Below are 25,112 nucleotides of genomic sequence, written 5' to 3'. Positions count from 1 at the left end.
GGCGCGTCTGGTCGCTGCGCCCCGCCGGCCCGGCTCGGGCCCGTACCCGGGAGGTGAACGGGCTGCGGCCCGCCTCGGCGGAGACATCGGCGACCGGCCCGGTCACCGCACAGCGCACCAGGCGGGTGTGCTGTGCGGCCGCTACCCGTCGGGCCGCCGCACAGGCGTCGGCCGGGCCCTGCCGGGCGTGATCGGCGGCGGCCAGCGCCGCCAGGTCCGCGGCGCCACCCGCCCGGTGCCGCGCCGTAATCGCCTGGCCCACACCGATCAGGGCCACGAAGACCGCACACAGCGCCGCCGCCGCGAAGACCGTCCAGACCGTCGCCGAGCCCTCATCGGCGCACCGTCTCTTCCGCAAGAGCCACCGCCTCCCCTCCGACCTGCACCGTCAGTTGCCCCACGCCGGGCAGTTCGGCCTCGACCCGCACGCGCACCAGGTCGCCCTCCCGCGCCAGCGCGACCCGTGCGCCCCTCGGAGCCGCGCCCCGCGCCGCGGAGATCACCGCCGCCCGCGCCTCAGACCGGGCCGCGGCACGCGCCCCGGCCCGCGCGGCATCCACACACTCGATACGGGCGCAGACCGCCATCAGCCCCCAGATGAGCGCGGCCACCACCGCCACCAGCACGGGCATGACCACGGCGGTCTCCGCCGTCACAAATCCGCCGTCACGAGCGCCGCGCGGGGCGCCCCGGGCCCGCGCCGGCCCGGGGCCCGGGGCGCGGAGACACGGGGCCCCGCCGTCAGAACTGGACATTGATCGCCCGCTCGAGCACCGACTGGAGCAGCGCCTTGACCGGTCCGCTCGTCACGACCTTGTAGAGCACCGCTGCCAAGGCGCACGCCGCGAGCGTCCCCACGGCGTACTCCGCCGTGGTCATCCCCCGGTCGTCGGCCCCGAGCGCACGCAGCTTCGCCCACCACCGTCGAACCACTCCACCCCGAAACATTTCCATCCCCCTTTGCATGGCCTCTCATGAAGGGCCTCTGACATGGCCGGTGGGCCGGGCTCGGCCACCGGTGACTCTTCCGGTGAGCCGGCCTTCCTCCACCGGTCGCAGGACTCGGCCCCCGTCTTCGCCCGCCGGCTTCCTCCCGCTCTCTCACCGGCGCTCGAACTCGCTTCTTCCAGGGATCAGTTACGGCCCAGCAAGCCGCCGGCCAGGCCGATCAGTACCGGCGCCACTCCGAGCGCCAGAAACGCCGGCAGAAAGCACGCCGACAGCGGCAGAGTGACCAGCACCCCGGCCCGCCGGGCCCGCGCGGTCGCCGCTCGGGCCTGCTCCGCACGGAGTTCGGCGGCGACCCTGGACGCCGACTCGACGGCCGGCACCCCGGATATCCCGGCGCGCTCCATACAGCGCGCCAGCCCTTCGGCGCCCGGGAGGGCGGCCAGCCGGGGCCATACGACACCGGGTTCACCACCCAGGCGCAGTTCCGCCGCCACCTGGCGCAGCCGCTCGGCGACGGGCCCGTCGAGCGACCGGCCCACGGCCTCCGCCGATTCCCGCGGCCCGGCCCCCGCCGCGAGGCAGGCCGCCAGCAGATCGCCGGCCGGCGCCAGTTCCGCCCGTACCTCCGCCTCCGCCGACCGGGCGGCCTCCGCGCCTCGTTGGTGCGCCAGCCGGCGATACGCCCCGTATCCCACGGCGAGTCCCGTCAGGACACCTGCCACGCCACCGATGAGGAGGACCATGAATCCGGCCGCCCCCAGCGGCCCGGCCCACTCCCTCAGCCGGCCGTTCCGTGGTGCACCGTCCTTCGTCATCGCCGTTCGCCTGCGCCGCCGGAGCCGGGCGAACGTCCTGGGCCGGGCCCCGGCCCCGCCGTATCGGTCGGGCCCGGAGCCCCACACTCCCGACACCCGCCGCCGCACGGCCCGTCCGTGACGCGCTTCCCGCACCAGCGCCACCGCGCACAGCACCGCCGTCATCGCGGCAACCGCCATCCCCACCCTGTGGACAACTTCCGCGCTCACACCGATCCCCTCCCTACACGTCTTCCGCGGCAGCGACGATCCGGGCCGTCCAGGCCACCCCGCACCACTCCAGGAGCCCACCGGCCGCCAGGCAGCCCCACCCGGCCGGGGTGTGCAGCAGCACCCGCAGCGGGTCGGCGCCCAGTGCGCTGCCCATCAGGAGCCCGCCCGCCGGGAGCAGGGCGAGCATCAGCGCGGTGGCCCGTGGGCCCGCCAACTGGGCCCGCAGTTCGTCGCGTTGGTCCCTTTGGGCCCTGAGTCCGGCCGCGATCCGCTCCAGCCCCGAGGCCAGTCCCGCGCCGCCCTCCACCGCCACCTGCCAACACGCGGCCATACCGGTCAGCCCCGCGGCCCCCGGCAGCCGCGCCGCGGCCCGCAGCGCCTGGGCCACGTCCCCTCCGTAACGCGCCGCCGCCACCACAGCCGAGCCGGCCGTCCCGAGCCCTGGAGCTCCCGCAGCGAGCAGGGCCTGGGCGGGCTGCCGTCCGGCCCGCAGCTCCCCCGCCACCGCCGCGCACAGCCCGATCACCGCGGCCGCCCGCCGGTCCCGCGCACGCACCGCTCCGCGGGCGATCAGCCACCGGCGGACCAGGAAGAGGGCCGCTACGGAAGCGAGTACCGGGAGCACGGACCCGCCCAGCACCGCCGGGACCAGCCCCACCGGCAGACACCAGATCTCCCGCCCGAAGTCCCCCCGGCGCCCGAAGCTCCAGCGCCGCCCCGCTTCGCCCTCGACCACTCGCCCCGTGCACCACCTCCGGACCCCCTCGCCCCGCAACCAGGCCCCCCACCCCACTGCCGGTGCCACTTCTCCGACGCCCTCGAACAGCACCCGGGCACGCCGTCGGACGTCGTCCCGGTGACCGCCGGCCGACCGGCCCGCGGCCACCGCGCAGAGCACCGCGACCACCAGCGCCATGCCGGCCGCACTCATCGGAGCCCCTCCCCGCCTCGCTCACACAGCCGCGTCAAGCGCCCCCAGCCCCGCGCCTCTTGAAAGCCGTCCGGGCTCCAGAGAGCAGCCGGCACGGTCACCACGAAACCGTCGCGGTCCCGCTCCAGGACATGGAGCTCGGCGATCCGGCGGCGTCCGGTCCGGTCGCGCACAAGATGCAGGACGACCGAGAGCGCGGCCGCCAGCTGGCTGTGCAGCGCGGCGCGATCCAGGCCCGCCGTCGAACCGAGGGCTTCCAGACGCGCGGGGACATCACATGCCGCGTTGGCATGGACCGTGCCGCAGCCTCCTTCGTGGCCCGTATTGAGCGCCGCCAGCAGGTCCGTGACCTCGGCGCCGCGTACCTCCCCGACCACCAGCCGGTCCGGGCGCATCCGCAGCGCCTGCCGTACGAGGTCCCGTAGCGTCACCCGGCCGACCCCCTCCTGGTTGGCGGGCCGGGCCTCCAGCCGCACCACATGGGGGTGGTCCGGCCGCAGCTCCGCCGAGTCCTCGGCCAGGACGATCCGCTCGGCCGGGCCGACCAGTCCGAGCAGCGTGCTGAGCAGAGTGGTCTTCCCGGAGCCCGTACCGCCGCTGATGAGGAACGACAGCCGGGCCGCCAGCACCGCCCCGAGCAGCCGGTCGCCGCCCGGCGGGACCGTGCCGGCCGCCACCAGTTCCGCGAGGCCGAAGGCCCGCGGTCGCAGCACCCGTAACGACAGACAGGTCCCGGCGACCGCCACCGGGGGCAGCACCGCATGCAGCCGGGTCCCGTCCGGGAGCCGGGCGTCCACCCATGGCCGGGCATCGTCCAGCCGCCGACCGGCCACCGCCGCCAGTCGCTGGGCGAGTCTGCGCACCTCTGCCGCGTCCCGGAAGCGAACGCCGGTGCGTTCCAGCCCGCCGCCGCGGTCCACCCATACCTCGTCCGGCGCGGTGACCAGGACATCCGTGACATCGGGCGCGGCCAGCAGGGGTTCCAGCGGCCCGCTGCCCACCATCTCGGACCGCAACGCGGCGACCACACCCAGCACTTCGGCATCCCCCAGGAGCCGCCCCTGCTCGCGCAGCGCCACCGCGACCCGAGCGGGCGTGGGCTCCGCCCCTGCCTCGGCGAGCCGCCTGCGCACCACCTCCAGCAAGTCCTGGCCCTGGCTCATGACCGGCCTCCGTCCCGGACGGCTGCACCAGAAGCCATCGGACCGGCCGCCGGCCACGACACCGCACGGGCCCCCGGTCCCGGCCCGCCGCCCGACTCCGGTGCCGGACCTCTGTCCGGCCAGGTCCCCGGCCGCGCGCCGGACCCCGGCCCGCCGCCCTCGTTCCCGCTCTCCGTCACCCGGCCCCAGAACCCCGCACAGAACCGTGCCAGCGGCCCGCGCACCTGCGCCCCTGGTGGCACGCCGCGCGACAGATCCGCCAACAGGCCCGCCTCCCAGGGCACTTCCCCGGCCAGCGGCAGCTCCATGAGACGGGCGATCTCGTCCGGCGGCAGTCCGTGCCCATGGCGTCCGGGAGCCCCGCGCGCCACCACCCGCAGATCGCCGAGCGCCTTCTGCACCCCGGAGGCCGCCCGTTGGGCCGCCGCGACCGCGCGCAACTCAGTAGGGACGAGCAGCAGGCCCATGTCCACCTGCGCGAGAGCCTCCGCCACCGCCTCGTCGACCCTGCGCGGCAGGTCCACCACCACGACGCCGCCGCGCCGCCGCGCCGCGGCCATGACCGCGCGCATCGCCGGGGGCGGGATGGTGACATCGGCCCCCCGGTCCCAGCTGAGGACCCGCAGCGAGTGCAGCCGCGGCAGCGACTCCGCCAGCGCGCAGCAGGCCACCCGGCCGCGCGATTCGGCGAAGGCGGGCCAGCGCAGGCCCTTTTCCTTCTCCCCGCCCAGCAGGACGTCCAGCCCGCCACCCAGCGGATCTCCGTCGACGAGCAGGGTGCGCCGTCCCGTGCGGGCCGCGGTGACGGCCAGCGCGCCGGCCAGGGTGCTGGCTCCGGCGCCCCCGCAGCCGCCGATGACTCCGACCGTCAGAGCCGGGGGCACGACACCCTCGACGGCGTCGGCGATCCGGTCGGCCAGCCAGCGCTCGCCGTCGGGGAGGGCGAGGACGCGCTCGGCCCCTAGGGCGACGGCCTGGCGCCAGAGGTCCGGGGAGTCCGCGTCCCCGCCCGTGAGGATGAGTCCCGCGCGCCGCGGGGCACCGAGCAGCCGGGGAGCGCAGTCATCGCCGACGATCACCAGGGGCGGTGCTTCCCAGTCGCCCTTACGGGCCGGCAGGCTCTGTGCCACTTCGGGCAGCGCACCGGCCGCCGCGCACAGCCGCAGAAGATCGTCGAGGAGCCGTTCGTCCTCGGTGATGATCAGCGGTCCGCCCCGCTCTTCGTCGGTCCGGACGCTCACTTTCGATGGCGTGGTTTCGGCCACGTTCTGTCCCCCTGTCGCTACGCAACTCGCACATCCGCGAACTCGCGGCCTTTCACGTTGCAGCGATCGGGAAAATCTTGTGGATCTTGACCCGAAATTGTGGACAACTCCGGGGCTGTGAATATCCCTGTCACCTATTCCAGCGACGAACGGCCACTTCTGGGACTCACGGGACTCTTCCTCAGAGCAGCGCGCCGACTACGGTGCGTAATGGGATGTCCGCGTCGAGGCTGCGGAGCGCCGCACAGGCAAGGAGTGGAGCGGATCGGCGTCCAACGGCGGAAAATGCATCCGGACATGCGACGACCCCCGCCGGGGGGGAGAGCGGGGGTCGTCCCCACGGCCGACTCGGGGGGGGAGGAGCCGGACCGGGTTAGCACGGTCGCGAACGATCCGTGACTTCCATGGTGTACCCGAGAGCCTTCTCAGGCAAACCCACGCGCCACACCTTACGCCGAATGGTGGGCGCCTATGCTCGCCCCGTGGAAAACCACTCCGTGCCTCACTCGACTCCCCGTACTGCCGCGTTCTTCGACTTGGACAAGACCGTCATTGCAAAGTCGAGCACGCTGACCTTCAGCAAGTCGTTCTACCAAGGCGGCCTGATCAATCGGCGGGCCGTACTGCGCACTGCGTATGCCCAGTTCGTGTTCCTGGCGGGCGGCGCCGACCACGATCAGATGGAACGTATGCGGGAATATCTCTCCTCACTCTGCCGCGGCTGGGACGTCGCCCAGGTGCGGGAGATCGTCGCCGAGACGCTCCACGATCTGATCGACCCCATCATTTACGACGAGGCGGCCTCGCTCATCGAGGAGCATCACGCCGCCGGACGGGACGTCGTGATCGTCTCCACCTCGGGCGCCGAAGTCGTCGAACCGATCGGTGAACTCCTGGGCGCGGACCGGGTGGTGGCCACCCGAATGGTCGTCGGCGAGGACGGCCGCTTCACCGGTGAGGTGGAGTACTACGCCTACGGACCGACCAAGGCGGAGGCCGTCCAGGAGCTCGCCGTATCCGAGGGCTACGACCTCGAGCGCTGCTATGCGTACAGCGATTCGGCGACCGATGTACCAATGCTCTCGGCGGTCGGTCACCCTTACGCGGTCAATCCGGACCGGGCACTGCGCCGTGAGGCGGTCGCGCGCGGTTGGCCGGTTCTCTCCTTCAATCGTCCGGTCCCGCTCAAGCAGCGGCTCCCGGTGCTGTCGATGCCCTCGCGGCCGGCGCTCGCCGCCATGGCCGCGGTGGGTGCGGCCATGGCCACCGCCACGTTGGTCTGGTACGCGAGCCGGCGGAAAACCACAAAGCCACGGCTTGGCCTTATCGGCCGGACCGGCCGCAGCGCCCGCAATGCCCGCGTTTGAAGCCAAACGTAAAGATCTGCAAGTTGGGGTTCCGCTTGCCCCGCCCGAGTAGTACAAAGGACTTAACGGCCCGCGAGACCAAGGACATCCGAGAGGAACACCTTTAGCGCAGGAAGTGGCCCACGGACCGATGCATGAATGCCAAGCACCCACGCGACGCCGACCCGTCGATTACGGGCCAGCCGCACCAGGTAACCGGACGAAGATTCCGACCTGATGGGCACATATTCGAGCACGCATGGTAACTCGGCGGACATGCCAGCGGCGGTACCACCCATTGGTACCGCCGCAACCCTGTTCAGGGGCGAATGAAGCACAGCTTCCGGAATTCTTGAGCGCTACCCAAAGCCTTCACCCCGGCTTCCCTTACGCCGCGCCGCGCTGCAGCGCCTCACAGACCGCAGTGCTCTCCCGTACGCCGAGTTCCACCGCGCGTCCGCAGTGCGCGACCCACGCCGCGACGCCCTCCGGGGTGCCGGAGACATAGCCCTCCAGGGCCGCGACATAGGCCGCGCGCCCCAGTTCGGCGTGCCCGACCTCGGCGGGACAGATCGACTTCGGGTCCAGTCCACTGCCGATCAGCACGATTCGCTCCGCGGCCCGCGCGACCAGCCCGTTGCAGGTGGCGAACGGCCGCAGGGCGAGCAGCTCGCCGTGCACCACCGCCGCGGTCACCAGGGCCGGCGCCTCGGTGCCGGCGAGCAGCAGCCGCGACAGCCCGTCCAGCCGCCCGGCGACCTCGTCGGCATCCGGCAGCGCCAGCTCGATGAGCGGTTCCTCCACCGGCTCGGCGGCCAGCCGGGGCCGCCCCACCCTCTCGTCCGCCGTCCCTCCCCGCTCTCGCCCGCCCTCGGGCTCATCGGCGCTTCGCCCGCCGCCTGATGCCGCCACCAGGTGGAGCCGCGCCAGCACCCGCAGCGGCGACTGCCGCCACACGCTGAGCAGCTGCCCGGCCTCGGCCGTCAGCCGCAGGGCCGCGCCGACCGTCCGCGGTTCGCCCTCGATACCGAAGTCGGTGCGGCGCCGGACCTCTTCGAGCGCCCAGTCAGCCCCCGAAAGGGCCGCGGAACCGCGCGCTCCGCGCAGCGCCGCCTCGGATGTCACCTCATTGCTGCGGCGTCGCATGACCCGGTGCCCGTATACCCGGTCGACGCCCTTGCGTACGGAGTCCACGGAGTCGGCGACTCCCGGGAGCGAGGCCAGGGTCGCGAGCGGGTCGTCGCTCGCTTTCGGGGGTGCGGGGGACGTCCCCCGGGTGTTTCCAGCCATGGGTACGACCCTACGCACCACGGGGCCCGACCCCTCGAAGGAGTGGTCTTCCTCACGCAGCCCTCTCACTCAGAGCGATATGACGATTACCCTTGGTGAACATGAAGATCGCTTTCGTAGGCAAGGGCGGCAGCGGCAAAACCACCCTGTCCTCCCTGTTCATCCGGCATCTCGCCGCGGCCCGGCTCCCCGTGATCGCCGTGGATGCCGACATCAACCAGCATCTGGGCGCCGCCCTCGGCCTCGACGAGAGGGAGGGCGCCGCGCTTCCCGCGATGGGCGCCCATCTCCCGCTGATCAAGGACTACTTGCGCGGCAGCAACCCGCGGATCCCGTCCTCGGAATCAATGATCAAGACCACCCCGCCCGGCGAGGGCTCACGGCTGCTGCGGGTCGGCGAGGACAACCCCGTCTACGACGCCTGCGCCAGGAGGGTGGAGTTCGACGACTGCGCTGTGCGGCTGATGGCGACCGGCCCGTTCACGGAGTCCGACCTGGGCGTGGCCTGCTACCACTCCAAGGTCGGCGCGGTGGAGCTGTGCCTGAACCACCTGGTGGACGGCCGCGAGGAGTACGTCGTCGTCGACATGACGGCGGGCTCCGACTCCTTCGCGTCCGGGATGTTCACCCGCTTCGACATGACCTTCCTGGTTGCCGAGCCGACCCGTAAGGGCGTCGCCGTCTACCGCCAGTACAAGGAGTACGCACGGGACTTCGGCGTCCCCCTGAGGGTCGTGGGCAACAAGGTGCAGGGCCCCGAGGATCTGACGTTCCTGCGCGACGAGGTGGGTGAGGACCTGCTGGTGACCGTCGGCCACTCCGACTGGGTGCGCGCCATGGAGAGGGGCCGCCCGACCCCCTTCAGCTACCTGGAGGAGGGCAACCGCCAGGCCCTGGAGACACTGCACCACACGGCCGATGCGGCTTACGGGCGCCGTGACTGGGAGCGGTATACGCGCCAGATGGTGCACTTCCACCTGAAGAACGCGGAGAGCTGGGGCAACGCGAAGACCGGGGTCGACCTGGCGGCCCAGGTCGACCCGTCCTTCGTGCTCTGCGAGGGGACGGCCACCCCGCAGCCCGCCTGACCTGCCAGGCGACGCCGACGGGCGCGGCCGGCCAGGGCTGCTTGCCCGTCGGCACGGATGGTGCCGTGCCGAGAGGAGACCACGAACCGTTGGGGGGGCGCGGTTTGCCCGGCTTGAGGCGGCGAGGTCTGAGCTGGTGGACTGCGCTCCGGCGCAGGCGGTCGGCCCGGCACCGAGCAGTCGGCCCGTACGGGCCGGGCCCTCGGGTGCCGCCCGCCCCTGCCTCGTCCTGGGTGGCGGCCCGTTGAGGGTCGCCGCCGGGCAGTCGGCCACCACTGCCGGTGCGACCACCGCCCCAATGAATGCGGTCACCTTTGACGCCGTCACCTTTGGCGCCGTCGCCTTTGATGCGGTCGCCATCAGCCACCGCATTCCTGGTGCCCGCACCTTCCCGGCGATTAATCGGAATAGTTGCGTAAAGGCTTCATGCGCCAAGAAGAGGCTGTGAAACGGCAAGGCGAACGTCATCACATTCACCTGATAGAGGGAAGGATGGCGGCATATGCCGGTAAAGCCTTCTCCTTTCCTTTACCTGTCATTACGGTTCATTTACCGATGCTTGAGAGTCACCGGACCGTCGCCCAACGGCGATGCCCGCCGGCCGACTCACGTCCCGCCGCAGTACACCGCCGCCCCACGATCGCGCCCCGCGCGACCGCGTCGCCCCGGAGGAGACGGGAATGCCGCAGATCGAGAAATCGCCGCCGCAGCCGCCGCGCACCTCGCACCACGCCGAGATCCCTCCCGAGCCACATACGTCCTCCAGGCCCGGCCCCCGCACGAAGAAGGCCGGCCGGGCCGCTTTCCGACGGGACCTCTCCGCCTCCGTCGTCGTCTTCCTGCTCGCCGTCCCGCTGTCGCTGGGCATCGCCCTGGCCACCGGCGCCCCGCTCCAGGCCGGTCTGGTCGCCGCGGCCGTCGGCGGCATCGTCGCCGGTCTGCTCGGCGGCGCCCCGCTCCAGGTGAGCGGCGCGGCAACCGGCCTCCTGGTGGTCACCGCCGACCTGGTCCAGCGCTACGGCTGGCGCGCCACCTGCGCCATCACGGTCCTGGCCGGCCTCGCCCAACTCGCCCTGGGCGCACTGCGCGTGGCCCGTGCGACGCTGGCCGTCAGCCCGGCGATCGTGCACGGCATGCTGGCGGGCATCGGGGTCACCATCGCCCTCGGCCAGCTCCATGTGGTGCTCGGCGGCAGCCCCGACAGCTCGGCGCTCGACAACGCCACTGCACTGCCCGGCCAGTTGGCGCATCCGCACACCGCCGCGCTGCTGATCGGCGCCGTCACCGTCGCCGTGCTCATCGGCTGGGGGCGGCTGCCGGGCCGTGCCGGACGATGGGCGCGGGTGCTGCCGGCCCCGCTGGCCGCTGTGCTCGCCGCGACGGCGGTCAGTGCGGGGACGGCGGTGGCGCGGGTGGAGCTGCCGTCCTGGCGGCTGCCCGAGCCGCCCGCACTGCCGGACGCTTCCCTTCCGGCCCTCGCCGCCGCGGTGCTGACCGTCACCTTCGTCGCCAGTATGGAATCGCTGCTGTCGGCGGTGGCGGTGGACCGGCTGACGGCCGAGCGGCCGGGCGCTCCCACGGGGCGTGCGCGGCTCAACCGCGAACTGGCCGGTCAGGGCGTGGCCAATGCCGTCTCCGGGCTGCTGGGCGGGCTGCCGGTCTCCGGAGGCGCGATCCGCGGCTCGGCCAACGTACGGGCCGGTGCGGCCACCCGTCGCGCCACCGTGCTGCACGGCGTATGGGTGCTGCTGTGTGCGGGCCTGCTGGCCGCGGTGCTGGAGCTGATCCCGCTGGCGGCGCTCGCCGCGCTGGTGATGGTCGTCGGCGTACGGATGGTGAGCTTTGCGCACATCCGGCACGTACAGCGGCATCGCGAATTCCCGGTGTACGCCGCCACCCTGGGCGGCGTCGTCCTCCTCGGGGTGCTCCAGGGCGTACTGACGGGCATCGCGGTCGCGCTCTTCCTGGCGCTGCGCCGACTGACACACACCCGTATCACCGTGACGGAGGAGGCCGGCGGCTACCGGGTGCGCGTCAGCGGGCAGTTGACGTTTCTGGCGGTGCCGCGGCTGACCCGGGCGCTGGCGCAGGTGCCGGCGCACACCGATGTCGTCGTCGAACTGTGCGGCTCGTTCATGGATCATGCCGCCTACGAGGCGCTGCAGTCCTGGTCCACCGCCCATCGGGCGCACGGCGGCTGGGTGACCCTCGGGGGCCGCTCGGGCCGGCCGATCGCCGAGCCGGCCAGTGCGCACTCCTGCCGGCCGTGGACACCGTGGCGCAACCACCACTGCACCCGGCCCGCACCCGGCCGGGCGGCGGCCCCGGAGAGCAGCGGCAGCCAACTGCTGGGCGGGATCAGCGCGTTCCAGCGCCATACGGCCCCGCTCGTACGCGAGGAGCTGGCCCGGCTGGCGCGCGAGGGCCAGCGGCCCAGTCAGCTGTTTCTGACCTGCGCCGACTCCCGGCTGGTCACGAGCATGATCACGTCGAGTGGGCCGGGCGATCTGTTCACCGTGCGCAATGTCGGCAACCTGATGCCGCCGCCCGGCTCGGACACCTCCTGCGACTCGGTGGGAGCAGCGATCGAATACGCCGTGGAGGTACTGCGGGTCGGTTCGATCACGGTGTGCGGCCATTCGGGCTGCGGCGCCATGGGGGCGCTGCTGGGCGCCGCCGTACCGGAAGAGGCCGAGCCGACCCCGCTCACCCGCTGGCTGCGGCACGGCCGGCCGAGCCTGGCCCGTATGCAGCGCATCGGGCGGCTGGGGCGGGGAGAAGTCGCCCTGAGCGGACGACCGGTGAGCGACGACCAGGAGCGGCTGGCACTCGTCAACGTCATGCAGCAGCTCGACCACCTCAGGGCGCACCCCTGTGTGGCCCGCCGGGAGGCCGAGGGCGCGCTCACGCTGCACGGCATGTATTTCCATGTCGGCGAGGCCCAGACATACGTGCTCGACGAGGCCACCGGGCGGTTCTGCGCGGTCCGCGGCGAACCGGCACCGGTGACGGTCTGACCTGCGCGGCGGCCCTCAACATCCCTGGAACAGCCCTCGGAACAACAGGTCTACACCAATAATTTTCCACAGGCCTTGTCAGGGCCGTGCATGGGCTGATGAGCTATGACCTGGGGACACATCGGACGCCCTGGGATTGGGAGATGTTGTGAGCAACGAAAGCCTGGCCAGCCTGCTCAAGGAGGAGCGGCGGTTCGCGCCGCCCGCCGATCTGGCCGCGAACGCCAACGTCACGGCCGCCGCCTACGAACAGGCCGCGGCGGACCGGCTGGGCTTCTGGGCCGAGCAGGCCGGACGCCTGTCCTGGGAGACCGCACCCACCCAGACCCTCGACTGGTCCAACGCGCCCTTCGCGAAGTGGTTCGCCGACGGCAAGCTCAACGTCGCCTACAACTGCGTGGACCGGCATGTGGAGAACGGGCTGGGCGACCGGGTCGCCATCCACTTCGAGGGCGAGCCGGGTGACACCCGCGCGATCACGTACGCCGAGCTGCAGCGCGAGGTCTCCAAGGCCGCCAATGCACTGATCGAGCTGGGCGTGCACAGCGGCGACCGGGTCGCCATCTACATGCCGATGATTCCGGAGACGGTCATCGCCATGCTGGCCTGCGCGCGCCTGGGCGCCCCGCACTCCGTCGTCTTCGGCGGATTCTCCGCGGACGCGCTGGCCACCCGCATCAACGACGCCGACGCCCGCGTCGTGATCACCGCCGACGGCGGCTACCGCCGCGGCAAGCCGTCCGCCCTCAAGCCCGCCGTCGACGAGGCGCTGACCAGGCCCGGCACGGAGAACGTCCGCAGCGTCCTGGTCGTACGCCGTACCGGCCAGGAGGACGTCGACTGGCACGAGGGCCGGGACGTGTGGTGGCACGAGATCGTCGAGCCGCAGAGCGACCAGCACACGCCCGAGGCCTTCGACGCCGAGCACCCGCTGTTCATCCTCTACACCTCCGGCACCACGGGTAAGCCCAAGGGCATCCTGCACACCACCGGCGGCTACCTCACCCAGGTCTCGTACACCCACCACGCGGTCTTCGACCTCAAGCCGGAGACCGACGTCTACTGGTGCACCGCCGACGTCGGCTGGGTGACCGGCCACTCGTACATCACCTACGGCCCGCTCTCCAACGGCGCGACGGAGGTGCTCTACGAGGGCACGCCCGACACCCCGCACCAGGGCCGCTGGTGGGAGATCGTCCAGAAGTACGGCGTGACGGTCCTCTACACCGCGCCGACCGCGATCCGCGCCTGCATGAAGTGGGGCGACGACATCCCGGCGAAGTTCGATCTGTCGTCGCTGCGGATCCTCGGATCGGTGGGCGAACCGATCAACCCCGAGGCATGGATGTGGTACCGCAAGCACATCGGGGCCGATGCGACGCCGATCGTCGACACCTGGTGGCAGACCGAGACCGGCGGAATGATGCTCAGCCCGCTGCCGGGCGTCACGGCCACCAAGCCCGGCTCGGCTCAGGTGGCGCTGCCCGGTATCGCCGCGACCGTCGTGGACGACGATGCCCGCGAGGTGCCCGACGGCGCCGGCGGCTATCTCGTGCTGACCGAGCCCTGGCCGTCCATGCTCCGCACGATCTGGGGCGACGACCAGCGCTATCTCGACACGTACTGGTCCCGCTTCGAGGGCAAGTACTTCGCCGGCGACGGTGCCAAGAAGGACGACGACGGCGACATCTGGCTGCTCGGCCGGGTGGACGACGTGATGCTGGTGTCCGGCCACAACATCTCCACGACCGAGGTCGAGTCGGCGCTGGTCTCGCACCCGAAGGTGGCCGAGGCCGCGGTCGTCGGCGCCACCGACCCGCAGACCACCCAGGCCATCTGCGCCTTTGTCATCCTGCGCGGCGGTGCGGCAGAGGACGAGGGCCTGGTCGAGGAGCTGCGCGCCCATGTCGCCCAGCAGCTCGGCCCGATCGCCAAGCCCAAGCGGGTCATGCCGGTCGCGGAGCTGCCCAAGACCCGCTCCGGCAAGATCATGCGACGGCTGCTGCGCGATGTCGCCGAGAACCGCGACCTCGGTGATGTCAGCACCCTCACCGATTCCTCGGTGATGGACCTGATCCAGGCGAAGCTGCCGAGCGCACCCTCCGAGGACTGAGCGGAACGGATGACAGAAGGGGCACCCGGCCGACGCGGCCGGGTGCCCCTCCGTCGTCCCCGGCGGTCCGCCCCTCCGGTCGGACCGGCTCCGCAAAGAGCGCACCCCGGCCCCGCTCCGGGGCCCGGCTGCGGCCGGCCTCTCCAGCGGCCCGAGGCCCGAATTGCCCGTAAAGTGAGGCCACCGGATAGCCGCTTGCACCTGCCCGGTAAAGTGGGAGCCGCGTCAATGACACGCCAAGAAACTCAGGGTGCGCCGGGAAGTCTGGTCGGCAACTGCAAGAGCCGTACGCAGCTACCGAAAAGCCCGGAGGTCACCGCGTGAGCGCCCCCACCAACCGCCGCCCCCCTTTCCTCGGGCGGATGCCGCTGCCCGAGCGGAACTTCATCGCGGACGCGCTGCGCGCCGAAACCGTCGGCGGCGTCCTGCTGCTCGCCGCCGCCGTAGCGGCCCTGATCTGGGCAAACACCCTCGGCGGGAGCTATGAAGCGGTCCGCGGCTTCCACCTGGGACCGGCCGCGCTGGGCCTGGACCTGTCCATCCAGCACTGGGCCGGCAACGGGCTGCTCGCGGTCTTCTTCTTCGTCGCCGGCATCGAGCTCAAGCGCGAACTGGTGGCCGGCGAGCTGCGCGACCCGAAGGCCGCCGCGCTGCCGGTGATCGCGGCGCTCTGCGGAATGGCGATGCCGGCCCTCGTCTACTTCGCCGTCAACAGCATCGGCGGCGGCTCGCTGCAGGGCTGGGCGGTCCCCACCGCCACCGATATCGCCTTCGCGCTCGCCGTACTCGCCGTCATCGGCACGTCCCTGCCCGCCTCGCTGCGCGCCTTCCTGCTCACGCTCGCCGTCGTCGACGACCTCTTCGCCATCCTGATCATCGCGATCTTCTTCACCTCGACGCTCAATTTCCTGGCGCTCGGCCTGGCCGTCGCCGGCCTGGTGATCTTCTATCTGCTGCTGCGCAAGGGCGTCCGGGGCTGGTACGTCTATGTCCCGCTCGCCCTGGTCATCTGGGGCCTGATGGAGAACAGCGGGGTGCATGCCACCATCGCCGGCGTCGCCATGGGCCTGATGCTGCGCTGCACCCGGCGCGACGGGGAGGCCCGGTCCCCCGGCGAGCACATCGAGCATCTGGTCCGCCCGCTCTCGGCCGGCTTCGCCGTGCCGCTGTTCGCCCTCTTCTCCGCGGGCGTCTTCATATCCGGCGGCGCGGTCCATGACGTCTTCACCCGGCCGGAGACGCTGGGGGTCGTGCTCGGCCTGTTGGTGGGCAAGGCACTCGGCATCTTCGGCGGCACCTGGCTCACCGCCCGCTTCACCAAGGCCGAACTCAACCCCGAGCTCAAGTGGCCGGATGTCTTCGCCCTCGCCTCCCTGGCCGGCATCGGCTTCACCGTCTCGCTGCTCATCGGCGAACTCGCCTTCTCCGAGAACCCGGTGCTGACCGACGAGATCAAGGCATCGGTGCTGATCGGCTCGCTGCTGGCGGCCGTCTTCGCCGGCATCCTCCTCAAGCTCCGTAACACCAAGTACAGGCAGCTGTGCGAGGAAGAGGAGCGGGACGAGGACCAGGACGGCATCCCCGACGTCTACGAACTCGACAAGCCGGAATACCACCTGCGGATGGCGGCAATCCACGAAGCCAAGGCCGCGGAACACCGGCGGCTTGCCGAAGTGGCCTCCAGCAGGCATGCCGGAGACGATGGTCCGGCATGATCTGAGAGGCTTTGCATCCGGGTGAAGAAAAGAGGGAGACGGCGATGAGCGCAGCCGACGACGGCACGGACCGCAGCCTCGGACAGCTGGTGGCCACGGCCACCACCGAGATGTCCGCGCTGGTGCACGACGAGATCGCGCTGGCCAAGGCGGAGTTCCGCCAGGACGCCAAGCGGGCGGGCATCGGCAGTGCCGCGTTCATGGTCGCGGGCGCGCTGGCACTGTTCGCACTGCCGGTGCTGAGCTTCGCGGCGGCCTACGGCATCCACAACCTCGGCCTCGGGCTGGCCTGGTCGTTCCTGATCGTCGGCGGTGCCTTCCTGGTCCTCGCCGGCCTGCTGGCCCTCATCGCGATGGCCAAGGTCAAGAAGATCAAGAAGCCGGAGAAGTCCATCACCTCGGCCAAGGAGACCGCGGCCGTGCTCCAGAAGGCCAAGCCGCATCCGCGCGTGGCCCCGGTGGAACACCCGGCGCTGGAGTCTGTGACACGCTCATCGGTATGACAGCCCCTGACAGCACCGCCTCGGTCGTACGGCTCGATGTCCCCGGCGGGAAAGCGGTCTCGCACCGTGACGTCGCGGCCAACGGCGCCCGCTTCCACATCGCGGAGATGGGCGACGGCCCGCTGGTGCTGCTGCTGCACGGCTTTCCGCAGTTCTGGTGGACCTGGCGGCACCAGCTCCCGGCCCTGGCCGAGGCGGGCTTCCGCGCGGTGGCGATGGACCTGCGGGGCGTCGGCGGCAGCGACCGCACCCCCCGCGGCTACGACCCGGCGAATCTCGCCCTGGACGTCACCGGCGTCATACGGTCCCTGGGCGAGCCGGACGCCGCGCTCGTCGGGCACGACCTGGGCGGCTACCTCGCCTGGACGGCGGCGGTGATGCGGCCCAAGCTGGTGCGCCGGCTGGCCGTGTCCTCGATGCCGCACCCGCGGCGCTGGCGCTCGGCGATGCTCGCCGACCCCCGGCAGAGCGCGCAGAGTTCGCACATCTGGAACTTCCAGCGGCCCTGGCTCCCGGAGCGCCGGCTGACGGCCGACGACGCGGCGCTGGTGGGCCGGATGATCCGCGACTGGTCCGGGCCCCGGCTGCCGGACGACGAGGCGATCGCGGTCTACCAGCGGGCGATGAGCATCCCTTCGACGGCGCACTGCTCGATCGAGCCGTACCGCTGGATGGTGCGGTCGATGGCGCGCCCCGACGGAATCCAGTTCAACCGCCGGATGAAGCTGCCCGTACGGGTCCCGACGCTGCATCTGCACGGCTCACTCGACCCGGTGATGCGCACCCGCAGTGCGGCCGGCTCCGGCCAGTACGTCGAGGCGCCGTACCGCTGGCGGCTGTTCGACGGCCTGGGCCACTTCCCGCACGAGGAGGACCCGGTGGCGTTCTCCACGGAGCTGATCAACTGGCTCAAGGACCCGGAACCCGATCGCTGACGCGTCGCGCGCGGCAGCGGGCCGGCGACAACAAGGGCCCTGGGCCCGACCGTTGCAGGAGTCATGCATACCGGTTTTTCCATGCGCCCGCGCCCGCTGAGCGGGCGGGCCGAACCGCTCAGCGGGGCACGCCCACCCGGGGCTCGAACGTCCGTCTGACGAACAGCCACTTGCCTGGCGCATAGGCCAATTGGCGGTCCCCGAGGCGGTTACGGACCTTGGGCCACGGGCAGAGTCGAGGGTATGGGCTGGACGCACGACTACCGTGACGTGGCACGCAACCGCCGCAGCAGTGCCGCTGCAGTGGGTACTCAGGACAGGGGAGCCCCGGACCTCGGGTCCGGCCAATCCCCCGACCCGGCGCACCCCATGGGCATCCCGCGCATCCTGCGCCGCAGAGCGCGCTGGATGAGCGCGCGGCTACGCCATCCCCGTACCTGACCACGGACGCCGACAGGGCGCGGGAAGCACGTCTCCCCGCGCCTGACGCGCCCCACACCGTCTGTCCGGCCATGACCGCCGGACACGCCCTCAGGGCTTTCAGGGCTTTGCGGACGGGTTCTAGATCGCGCAGCCCTGGCTGTCGACCTGTTGCCGGGCCGTACGCCCCTTGAGGACGTCCTGGCGGACCTCGTCGGCGGTCAGCGCATAGCCGGTGTGCGAGTCGTCCAGCGACTTCGCGAAGACGACGCCGTAGACCTTGCCCTGCGGGGTGAGCAGCGGGCCGCCGGAGTTGCCCTGCCGGACCGTGGCGTAGAGGGAGTAGACATCGCGGGCGACCGTGCCGCGGTGGTAGATGTCCGGGCCGTTGGCCTGGATACGGCCGCGGATACGGGCGGAGCGGACGTCATAGCCGCCGTTCTCCGGGAAGCCGGCGACGATGGCGTTGTTGCCGCTGCTCGCATCCGCGCGGGCGAACTGCAGGGCCGGCGCCTCCAGTGAGGGCACTTCCAGGACCGCGATATCGCGCCGCCAGTCGTAGATCACGACCTTGGCGTCGTATGTACGGCCCTCGCCGCCCACCTGGACGGTCGGCTCACGCACGCCGCCGACCACATGGGCGTTGGTCATGACGCGGTGCCGGCCGAAGACGAAGCCGCTGCCTTCGAGTACCTTGCCGCAGCCGGGGGCCGTGCCGACGACCTTGACGATGCTGCGCCTGGCCTGCGCCGCCACCGGGCTGGTGGCCAGCCGGGGGTCGGGCGCCGGCACATTGTTGATCGGTTCGTTGGAGAACGGCGTGAAGACCTGTGGGAAGCCGTTCTGCGCGAGGACCGAGGAGAAGTCAGCGAACCAGGTGCTGGCCTGCTGGGGCATCACCCGGGACACACCGAGCAGCACCTTGGAATTGCGGACCTCCTTGCCGAGCGTCGGCAGGGACGTACCGGCCAGCGCCGAGCCGATCAGCCAGGCGACCAGCAGCATCGCCAGGACGTTGACCAGCGCACCGCCGGTCGCGTCCAGTGCTCTCGCCGGTGACCACGTGATGTGGCGGCGCAGTTTGTTGCCCAGGTGGGTGGTGAGCGCCTGGCCCACGGATGCGCACACGATCACGATGGCGACGGCCGCGATGGCCGCGAAGGTGCCGGGCGTCGCATCTCCGGTGATCTCGTTCCAGATCACGGGCAGCAGATAGACCGCGATCAGACCGCCCCCGAGGAAGCCGATCACGGACAGGATGCCGACGACAAAGCCTTGCCGATAGCCGATGATGGCGAACCACACGGCCGCGACCAGCAGAAGGATGTCCAGGACGTTCACGCCGGACACCGTCTCATGAGCGCCAGTCCAGTGGGACCGCCTTGTCACGGTCCCACGGAATCTCCCAGCCGGCGTAGTGCAGGATCCGGTCGATAACTCCGGCCGTAAAGCCCCAGACCAGGGCGTTTTCGACAAGGAACGCGGGGCCGACGTGGCCACTGGGATGGCGCGTTGTCACACGATGGGCCGGGTCCGTGAGATCCGCCACGGGAACCGTGAAGACCCGGGCGGTCTCCGCCTGGTCGACCGCCCCGACCGGGCTCGGCCGGCGCCACCAGCCCAGGACGGGCGTCACCACGAAGCCGCTGACGGGGATGTAGAGCCGCGGCAGCACGCCGAAGACCTGTACACCGGACGGGTCGAGGCCGGTCTCCTCCTGAGCCTCCCGCAGCGCCGCCCGCACCGGACCGGGCCCGTCGGGGTCGCCGTCCTCCGGGTCGAGGGCGCCGCCGGGGAAGGAGGGCTGGCCGGCATGTGAGCGCAGGGTCCCGGCGCGCTCCATCAGGAGCAGCTCGGGGCCGCGGGCGCCGTGACCGAAGAGGATCAGCACCGCGGACTGCCGGCCGCCGCTCTCCGGCGGCAGAAAGCGGCTGAGCTGGCGCGGCTCGACCGTGGCGGCGGCGCGGGCCACCGGGGCCAGCCACTCGGGCAGGCCGTCGGTCGTGACCGTGACGTCCCGGCCGGACGCCGCGCCGCGGACGTCCGGCTCCTCGCCGTACTGCTGCTCCCGTGCACTCCTCATACGCGCCCCCTCAGGCCTGGCGTCGATCGTCGGTCACCTCTGGGCGGGTGCTGTCATGAAGCGGCCACCGGGGGCGCCATCGGGGGCGCGGGCTGCCCCGGGTAGTCGGCCGGCGGCTTCAACCGCTGCCCCGGCTGGCCGCCCAGCTCGTACTTCAGCAGCTTCTTCGCCTTCTCCGGGTCCGTCTCGCCCTCGCCGTAGGCGGGGCACAGCGGGGCGATGGGGCAGGCTCCACAGGCGGGCTTGCGGGAGTGGCAGACGCGGCGGCCGTGGAAGACCACACGGTGCGAGAGCATCGTCCACTCGCTCTTGGGGAAGATCTCGGCGACATCCGCCTCGACCTTCTCGGCATCCTCCGCAGTGGTCCAGCCGAAACGGCGCGCGAGACGGCCGAAGTGGGTGTCGACGGTGATGCCCGGGACACCGAAGGCGTTGCCGAGCACCACATTGGCGGTCTTGCGGCCGACCCCGGGGAGGGTGACGAGATCCTCCAGACGGCCCGGCACCTCACCGCCGAAGCGGTCGCGCAGCGCGGCCGACAGACCGAGCAGCGACTTCGCCTTGGCACGGAAGAAGCCGGTCGGCCGGATCAGCTCCTCCAGCCGCTCCGGATCCATCGCGGCCATGTCCTCGGGCGTCGGGCAGACCGCGAAGAGACGCGGGGTGGTCTGGTTGACCCTCAGGTCGGTGGTCTGCGCGGACAGGACCGTGGCGACCAGCAGCTCGAAGGGGTTGGTGAAGTCCAGCTCGGGGTGGGCGTACGGATACAGCTCGGCCAGCTCACGGTTGATCCGGCGGGCCCGCCGCACCATGGCGACGCGCGACTCGGGCTTGCGCGCAGGGGCCTTCTTGGCCGGAGCCTTCGCGGCGGTCGTCTTTGCGGTCGTCTTCGCCGCCGTCTTCTTGGCGGGGGCCGTCTTCTTGGCCGTTGCCTTCTTGGCCGTTGCCTTCTTGGCCGTTGCCTTCTTGGCTGCCGTCTTCTTGGCGGTGGTCTTTTCGGCGGCCGCGGTGGGCTTCTTCGCGGTGGCCTTCTTGGCGACGGCCTTCTGCGCGGTGGCCTTCTTCGTGACGGCCTTCTGCGCTGCGGCCTTCGTGGCCGCCGGCGGCTGCTCTGGAGTGTCGTTCACGGCGGCCTTCTTCCCTGCCGAGGTCCTGCCTACCGAGGTTTTCTTCACGGAGGTCTGCGCGGTGGTGTCCTGCGCCGCCGGTCGCGACGCGCCGGTCCTGCGGACGACCGGCTTCTGGCCGGACGTCACCCCGGAGGGCGATTTGTTGCCTTTGCCGGAATTCGGGGTGCGGCCGGACGGCTGTTCGCCCACAGCGGAATCACGCCCTGTACTCACTCTTCCGGCCCCCCACTCCTCTGCTCTCACCGGCGTATTGGACACTCGGCCAGACTAAGGCCAGCCACTGACATCCGGCTTGATCACTGTGATTCCTGACCCCAATCGGCCCCCTGCCTTACGGCTCCGGGCACCGGTCCGGCAAACTTGTGACTGATCGCACTGTTTTGCATTCCGGCATGATGGGGACCACAGTCCCCCGGAGCATGTCGACAAGGAGAGATCTCGTGGACGACGTTCTGCGGCGCGCACCGCTCTTCGCGGCGCTCGATGACGAGCAGGCGGCCGAGCTGCGCGCCTCAATGGGAGAGGTCACGCTCGCCCGCGGCGACGCCCTGTTCCACGAAGGGGACCCCGGCGACCGCCTGTACGTGGTCACCGAGGGCAAGGTGAAGCTGCACCGCACTTCCCCGGACGGCCGGGAGAACATGCTCGCCGTCCTCGGCCCGGGAGAGCTGATCGGTGAGCTCTCGCTCTTCGACCCGGGCCCGCGTACGGCCACGGCCTCCGCCCTCACCGAGGTCAAGCTCCTCGGCCTGGGCCACGGCGACCTTCAGCCCTGGCTGAACGCCCGCCCCGAGGTGGCCACGGCCCTGCTGCGTGCGGTCGCCCGCCGACTGCGCAAGACCAACGACCAGATGTCCGACCTGGTCTTCTCGGACGTACCGGGCCGTGTGGCCCGCGCCCTGCTCGACCTGTCGCGCCGCTTCGGCGTGCAGTCCGAGGAGGGCATCCACGTCGTCCACGACCTGACGCAGGAGGAGCTGGCCCAGCTGGTCGGCGCCTCCCGCGAGACGGTCAACAAGGCGCTCGCGGACTTCGCGGGCCGCGGCTGGCTGCGCCTGGAGGCGCGCGCCGTGATCCTGCTGGACGTCGAGCGGCTGGCCAAGCGCTCGCGCTGACCCGGCTCGTCCACAGCCTTGGAAGGGCCCCGCTCCGGCGGGGCCCTTCGCCATGGATCCTGCCGGCCGGTTCGTCGGGGCCACGGGACCAGCGGTTTCTTCGTCAGGGGCCCGTGGAACCACGGCCGCCTCCTTGGTGCCCCACCGGACCACCGGGCCCCGTCACCCCCGTATCGGGCCCCGTCACCGCGTATGCGGCCCCCGTCACCCCTGTAATCGGGTCGCCGCACCCACCGCCCCCTCGCCATAGTGGCGCCATGACCAACGGCAAGGGGCTGGACCGGGACGGCTACTTCGTGCGGGAAGGGTCCCTGGACCGCGTGTCCGCGCCGTTCGCGCCCGTCGTGGCGGAGCTCGGCGCCCGGATCGGCGCGCACTTCGGCCCCGGCCGCCTGCACAGCAGCTACCTCTTCGGCAGCATCCCGCGCGGCACCGCCGTCCCCGGAGTCTCCGACCTCGACGCACTCATCGCCCTGCGGAACGAGCCCACCGATGCCGACCGCGCTGCCGTCGATGCCGTCGAGCACGGCCTGGATGCCGCGTTTCCGCAGATCAGCGGCGTGGGAATCCTGCTTTTCGGCGTGCACCGCCTGCGCAGCGAGCGGGAGCGGTACGACCTCGCATGGTTCGTGGCCTGTCTGTGCACCCCCGTCAGCGGCGCGGATCTCGCCACCGAGCTGCCCCGCTACCGCCCCACCTCGCTCCTCGCCCGCGAGACCAACGGCGACCTCTTCCGCAGCCTGCCCGGTCTGCGCGAGAAGGCCGCGGCGGCCACTACGGAGGCAGCGCGCACCCGGCTGACCCGGGGTGTGGCGCGCCGGCTCGTACGCACCGGATTCACCCTGGTCATGCCGCGCTGGGGCGGCTGGACGAGTGATCTCACCGAGTCCGCCGAGGTGTTCGGGCGCTATTACCCGGCGTACGCCGAGCAGATGCGCGCCGCGGCGCGCGCCGCCCGGACGCCCGCCGCGTATCCGGAGCTGCTGGACGATCTGCTCGCCCGCCTCGCCCCCTGGCTGGCCGCCGAGTACCTGGCCGTCCACGGGGCGAAGGCGCCCCAGCCGCAGGCGTACTGACGGCGCCTCTCGGCCGCCCCCGGGAGCGGTCCTCGCCGTCAGCCCCGGCCAACGGCCCCTCCAAGAAGGCCAGCGCTGCCGGCCCTGGTCACCGGTCCCGCCGTCAGTCGTCGATCAGCCCGTGTTCACCCAGGTAGTCCAGCTGCGCCCGCACCGACAGCTCGGCGGCCGGCCACAACGAGCGGTCCACATCGGCATAGACGCTCGCGACGACGTCGGCGGGCGAGTGGTGGCCGGCCTCGACCGCGGTCTCCACCTGTGCGAGCCGGTGCGCGCGGTGCGCCAGATAGAACTCCACCGCCCCCTGGGCGTCGTTCAGCACCGGCCCGTGGCCCGGCAGGACCGTCGCCACCCCGTCGTCGACCGTCAGGGAGCGCAGCCGGCGCAGCGAGTCCAGGTAGTCGCCCAGCCGCCCGTCGGGGTGCGCGACCATGGTGGTGCCGCGCCCCAGGATCGTGTCGCCGGTGAGTACCGCGCGGTCGGCCGGCAGGTGGAAGGAGAGCGAGTCCGCGGTGTGGCCCGGTGTGGGCACCACCCGCAGTTCCAGGCCTCCGGTGGTGATGACATCGCCCGCATCGAGCCCCTCGTCGCCCAGGCGCAGCGCCGGGTCCAGCGCCCGTACGGCCGACCGGGTCAGCTCGGCGAAGCGGGCGGCGCCATCGGAGTGGTCGGGGTGACCGTGGGTCAGCAGGGTCAGCGTGATGCGCTTTCCGGCCCGCTCTGCGGTGTCGATGACGGCCCGCAGGTGGCTCTCGTCGAGCGGCCCGGGGTCGATGACGACGGCGAGATCGGAGTCCGGCTCGGCGACGATCCAGGTGTTGGTGCCGTCCAGCGTCATCGGCGACGGGTTCGGGGCCAGTACGCACTGCGCGCGCGTGGTGGCGGGCCCCGAGATCACTCCGCCACGGGGCTGACCGGGGAGGGCGGCTGCTTCGGTCATGCGGGGGTCCCTCCCGAGGTGCTGGGGCGCTCCGGGGGGCCGTCGCCGTCCCCGGGGGCACCGGTATCGGCGTCGCCCTGCGCGATGTGCTTGGTGAACTCGTCGTGCCCCGGCCAGCTCAGCTCGATCTCGCCGCCCACGAGGCGGGTCCGCGCCAGCACCGGCGTCAGGTTCTGGGCCTCCGCCGCGGCCAGCGCGTCCGCGGCGGTGGCGTACGGCTGGAGCGCGCGCAGCGTCGCGATGGTCGGCGGCATCATCAGCAGCTCACCGCGGTCGTAGCCGGCCGCGGCCTCCTCCGGACGGATCCACACCGTACGGTCCGCCTCCGTGGAGGCGTTACGGGTGCGCTGGCCCTCGGGGAGCGCGGCCACGAAGAACCAGGTGTCATAGCGCCGTGGCTCGAACTCCGGAGTGATCCAGCGGGCCCAGGCACCGAGCAGATCGGAGCGCAGGACCAGACCACGACGGCCCAGGAAGTCGGCGAAGGACACCTCGTGGGCGACCAGGGCGGCGCGGTCGGCCTCCCACTCCTCGCCGGTGGTGTCCGCGACGACCGTCTCGGCCGAGGTGCCCGCGAGCAGCACGCCCGCCTCCTCGAACGTCTCGCGGACCGCCGCGCAGACGATGGTCTGCGCGGTGGCCGGGTCGACGCCCATACGGACCGCCCACTGGGCGCGCGACGGGCCGGCCCAGGCCACCGGGCGCTCGTCGCGTCGGTCGACGGAGCCGCCCGGGTAGGCGTACGCGCCGCCGGCGAAGGCCATGGAGACGCGTCTGCGCAGCATGTGGACGGTGGGGCCGGCGGTGGAGTCCCGCAGCAGCAGGACGGTGGCGGCCCGCCGGGGCTCGGCAGGGGTCAGCTCGCCGTTCGCGAGCGCCCGGATGCGGTCCGGCCACTCCGGCGGGTACCACTGGCCATTGGTCGTGGACGACATGGCCGGATGCTATGCGCTCGCGGGCGGATGTTCGAGGGCGTCTTCCACGCCGGAGGGCCCCTGCTGAC

The 25,112-nt window shown here is 71.9% G+C and carries 22 protein-coding genes and 1 pseudogene; 10 read left to right on the top strand and 13 right to left on the bottom strand.

The features are described 5' to 3' along the window. Positions 1-85: 85 nt before the first annotated feature. The 7 genes and pseudogenes from ACWGI6_RS02195 to ssd form a co-directional block, all read right to left on the bottom strand. Positions 86-358, bottom strand: a pseudogene (locus ACWGI6_RS02195) (Rv3654c family TadE-like protein); the annotation flags it as partial. Then, positions 333-755 carry a TadE family type IV pilus minor pilin gene (locus tag ACWGI6_RS02190; RefSeq protein WP_453265717.1) on the bottom strand — a complete coding sequence of 141 codons (423 nt, stop codon included), beginning with the start codon at positions 753-755 and terminating at the stop codon, positions 333-335. The gene ACWGI6_RS02190 and the pseudogene ACWGI6_RS02195, both read right to left, overlap by 26 nt. Beyond that, positions 742-948: a DUF4244 domain-containing protein gene (locus ACWGI6_RS02185; RefSeq protein ID WP_393904018.1), complete on the bottom strand. Its 207-nt coding sequence runs from the start codon at positions 946-948 to the stop codon at positions 742-744. Before ACWGI6_RS02185 ends, ACWGI6_RS02190 begins: the two co-directional genes overlap by 14 nt. A 185-nt stretch (positions 949-1,133) precedes the next feature. Then, positions 1,134-1,976, bottom strand: a complete 843-nt coding sequence (locus ACWGI6_RS02180) for a type II secretion system F family protein (RefSeq protein ID WP_453265716.1) — start codon at positions 1,974-1,976, stop codon at positions 1,134-1,136. A gap of 13 nt (positions 1,977-1,989) precedes the next feature. Further along, positions 1,990-2,910: a type II secretion system F family protein gene (locus tag ACWGI6_RS02175; protein WP_453265715.1), complete on the bottom strand. Its 921-nt coding sequence runs from the start codon at positions 2,908-2,910 to the stop codon at positions 1,990-1,992. Further along, the gene (locus tag ACWGI6_RS02170; protein WP_393904021.1) at positions 2,907-4,073 is read right to left on the bottom strand and encodes a TadA family conjugal transfer-associated ATPase; all 1,167 of its coding nucleotides are present in this window, start codon (positions 4,071-4,073) and stop codon (positions 2,907-2,909) included. Before ACWGI6_RS02170 ends, ACWGI6_RS02175 begins: the two co-directional genes overlap by 4 nt. Next, positions 4,070-5,338, bottom strand: a complete 1,269-nt coding sequence (gene ssd / locus ACWGI6_RS02165) for a septum site-determining protein Ssd (protein WP_453265714.1) — start codon at positions 5,336-5,338, stop codon at positions 4,070-4,072. The genes ACWGI6_RS02170 and ssd overlap by 4 nt, the downstream gene beginning before the upstream one ends. 458 nt (positions 5,339-5,796) lie before the next feature. On the opposite strand from ssd, the gene ACWGI6_RS02160 reads away from it, so the two are divergent. After that, entirely contained in the window at positions 5,797-6,705 is a 909-nt protein-coding gene (locus ACWGI6_RS02160; RefSeq protein ID WP_453265742.1) for an HAD family hydrolase, read from the top strand. Positions 6,706-7,071: 366 nt separating this feature from the next. On the opposite strand, the gene ACWGI6_RS02155 is transcribed toward ACWGI6_RS02160, so the two are convergent. Continuing rightward, on the bottom strand, positions 7,072-7,974 hold the full coding sequence (locus tag ACWGI6_RS02155; protein WP_453265713.1) for an oxidoreductase: 903 nt from the start codon (positions 7,972-7,974) through the stop codon (positions 7,072-7,074). A 101-nt stretch (positions 7,975-8,075) separates the two neighbouring features. On the opposite strand from ACWGI6_RS02155, the gene ACWGI6_RS02150 reads away from it, so the two are divergent. From ACWGI6_RS02150 to ACWGI6_RS02120, 7 genes are all read left to right on the top strand, one after another. Continuing rightward, on the top strand, positions 8,076-9,062 hold the full coding sequence (locus tag ACWGI6_RS02150; protein ID WP_453265712.1) for an ATP-binding protein: 987 nt from the start codon (positions 8,076-8,078) through the stop codon (positions 9,060-9,062). A 680-nt stretch (positions 9,063-9,742) separates the two neighbouring features. Continuing rightward, entirely contained in the window at positions 9,743-12,079 is a 2,337-nt protein-coding gene (locus ACWGI6_RS02145) for a SulP family inorganic anion transporter (RefSeq protein WP_453265711.1), read from the top strand. Between the two features lie 148 nt (positions 12,080-12,227). Continuing rightward, complete coding sequence (gene acs, locus ACWGI6_RS02140) at positions 12,228-14,192, top strand: acetate--CoA ligase (protein ID WP_393904027.1); 1,965 nt, start codon at positions 12,228-12,230, stop codon at positions 14,190-14,192. Between the two features lie 320 nt (positions 14,193-14,512). Next, positions 14,513-15,907: a Na+/H+ antiporter NhaA gene (gene nhaA, locus ACWGI6_RS02135; protein WP_453265710.1), complete on the top strand. Its 1,395-nt coding sequence runs from the start codon at positions 14,513-14,515 to the stop codon at positions 15,905-15,907. Positions 15,908-15,951: 44 nt separating this feature from the next. Beyond that, positions 15,952-16,410 (top strand): phage holin family protein, encoded by a 459-nt coding sequence (locus ACWGI6_RS02130; RefSeq protein WP_453265709.1) that lies wholly within the window; start codon positions 15,952-15,954, stop codon positions 16,408-16,410. Further along, a complete protein-coding gene (locus ACWGI6_RS02125; RefSeq protein WP_453265708.1) occupies positions 16,407-17,345 on the top strand; it encodes an alpha/beta fold hydrolase in 939 nt (312 codons plus the stop codon). Before ACWGI6_RS02130 ends, ACWGI6_RS02125 begins: the two co-directional genes overlap by 4 nt. A gap of 243 nt (positions 17,346-17,588) precedes the next feature. Then, positions 17,589-17,786 (top strand): hypothetical protein, encoded by a 198-nt coding sequence (locus ACWGI6_RS02120; protein ID WP_393904031.1) that lies wholly within the window; start codon positions 17,589-17,591, stop codon positions 17,784-17,786. Between the two features lie 120 nt (positions 17,787-17,906). Here ACWGI6_RS02120 and ACWGI6_RS02115 read toward each other — a convergent pair whose 3' ends face one another. Genes ACWGI6_RS02115 through nth form a run of 3 tightly spaced genes read right to left on the bottom strand, consistent with a single transcriptional unit; the run spans position 17,907 to position 20,975 of the window. Continuing rightward, entirely contained in the window at positions 17,907-19,106 is a 1,200-nt protein-coding gene (locus tag ACWGI6_RS02115; RefSeq protein ID WP_453265707.1) for a MarP family serine protease, read from the bottom strand. Between the two features lie 13 nt (positions 19,107-19,119). Beyond that, complete coding sequence (locus tag ACWGI6_RS02110; RefSeq protein ID WP_453265706.1) at positions 19,120-19,848, bottom strand: NUDIX hydrolase; 729 nt, start codon at positions 19,846-19,848, stop codon at positions 19,120-19,122. A gap of 53 nt (positions 19,849-19,901) precedes the next feature. Further along, positions 19,902-20,975 carry an endonuclease III gene (gene nth / locus ACWGI6_RS02105; RefSeq protein ID WP_453265705.1) on the bottom strand — a complete coding sequence of 358 codons (1,074 nt, stop codon included), beginning with the start codon at positions 20,973-20,975 and terminating at the stop codon, positions 19,902-19,904. Between the two features lie 443 nt (positions 20,976-21,418). Between nth and ACWGI6_RS02100 the strand changes: the two genes are divergently transcribed. Both ACWGI6_RS02100 and ACWGI6_RS02095 read left to right on the top strand, forming a co-directional pair. After that, positions 21,419-22,093, top strand: a complete 675-nt coding sequence (locus ACWGI6_RS02100) for a Crp/Fnr family transcriptional regulator (protein ID WP_006604164.1) — start codon at positions 21,419-21,421, stop codon at positions 22,091-22,093. Between the two features lie 257 nt (positions 22,094-22,350). Next, complete coding sequence (locus tag ACWGI6_RS02095; RefSeq protein ID WP_453265704.1) at positions 22,351-23,169, top strand: nucleotidyltransferase domain-containing protein; 819 nt, start codon at positions 22,351-22,353, stop codon at positions 23,167-23,169. Positions 23,170-23,272: 103 nt separating this feature from the next. On the opposite strand, the gene ACWGI6_RS02090 is transcribed toward ACWGI6_RS02095, so the two are convergent. Together ACWGI6_RS02090 and ACWGI6_RS02085 are read right to left on the bottom strand one after the other, a co-directional pair. Beyond that, positions 23,273-24,109 carry an MBL fold metallo-hydrolase gene (locus tag ACWGI6_RS02090; protein ID WP_453265703.1) on the bottom strand — a complete coding sequence of 279 codons (837 nt, stop codon included), beginning with the start codon at positions 24,107-24,109 and terminating at the stop codon, positions 23,273-23,275. Next, on the bottom strand, positions 24,106-25,044 hold the full coding sequence (locus tag ACWGI6_RS02085; protein WP_453265702.1) for an NUDIX hydrolase: 939 nt from the start codon (positions 25,042-25,044) through the stop codon (positions 24,106-24,108). Before ACWGI6_RS02085 ends, ACWGI6_RS02090 begins: the two co-directional genes overlap by 4 nt. Between the last annotated feature and the right edge of the window lie 68 nt (positions 25,045-25,112).

This window comes from Streptomyces sp. NPDC054786 (assembly GCF_053611685.1).
The sequence above is the reverse complement of the archived record's forward strand: the minus strand, read 5'-3'. Positions and strand labels throughout refer to the sequence as shown.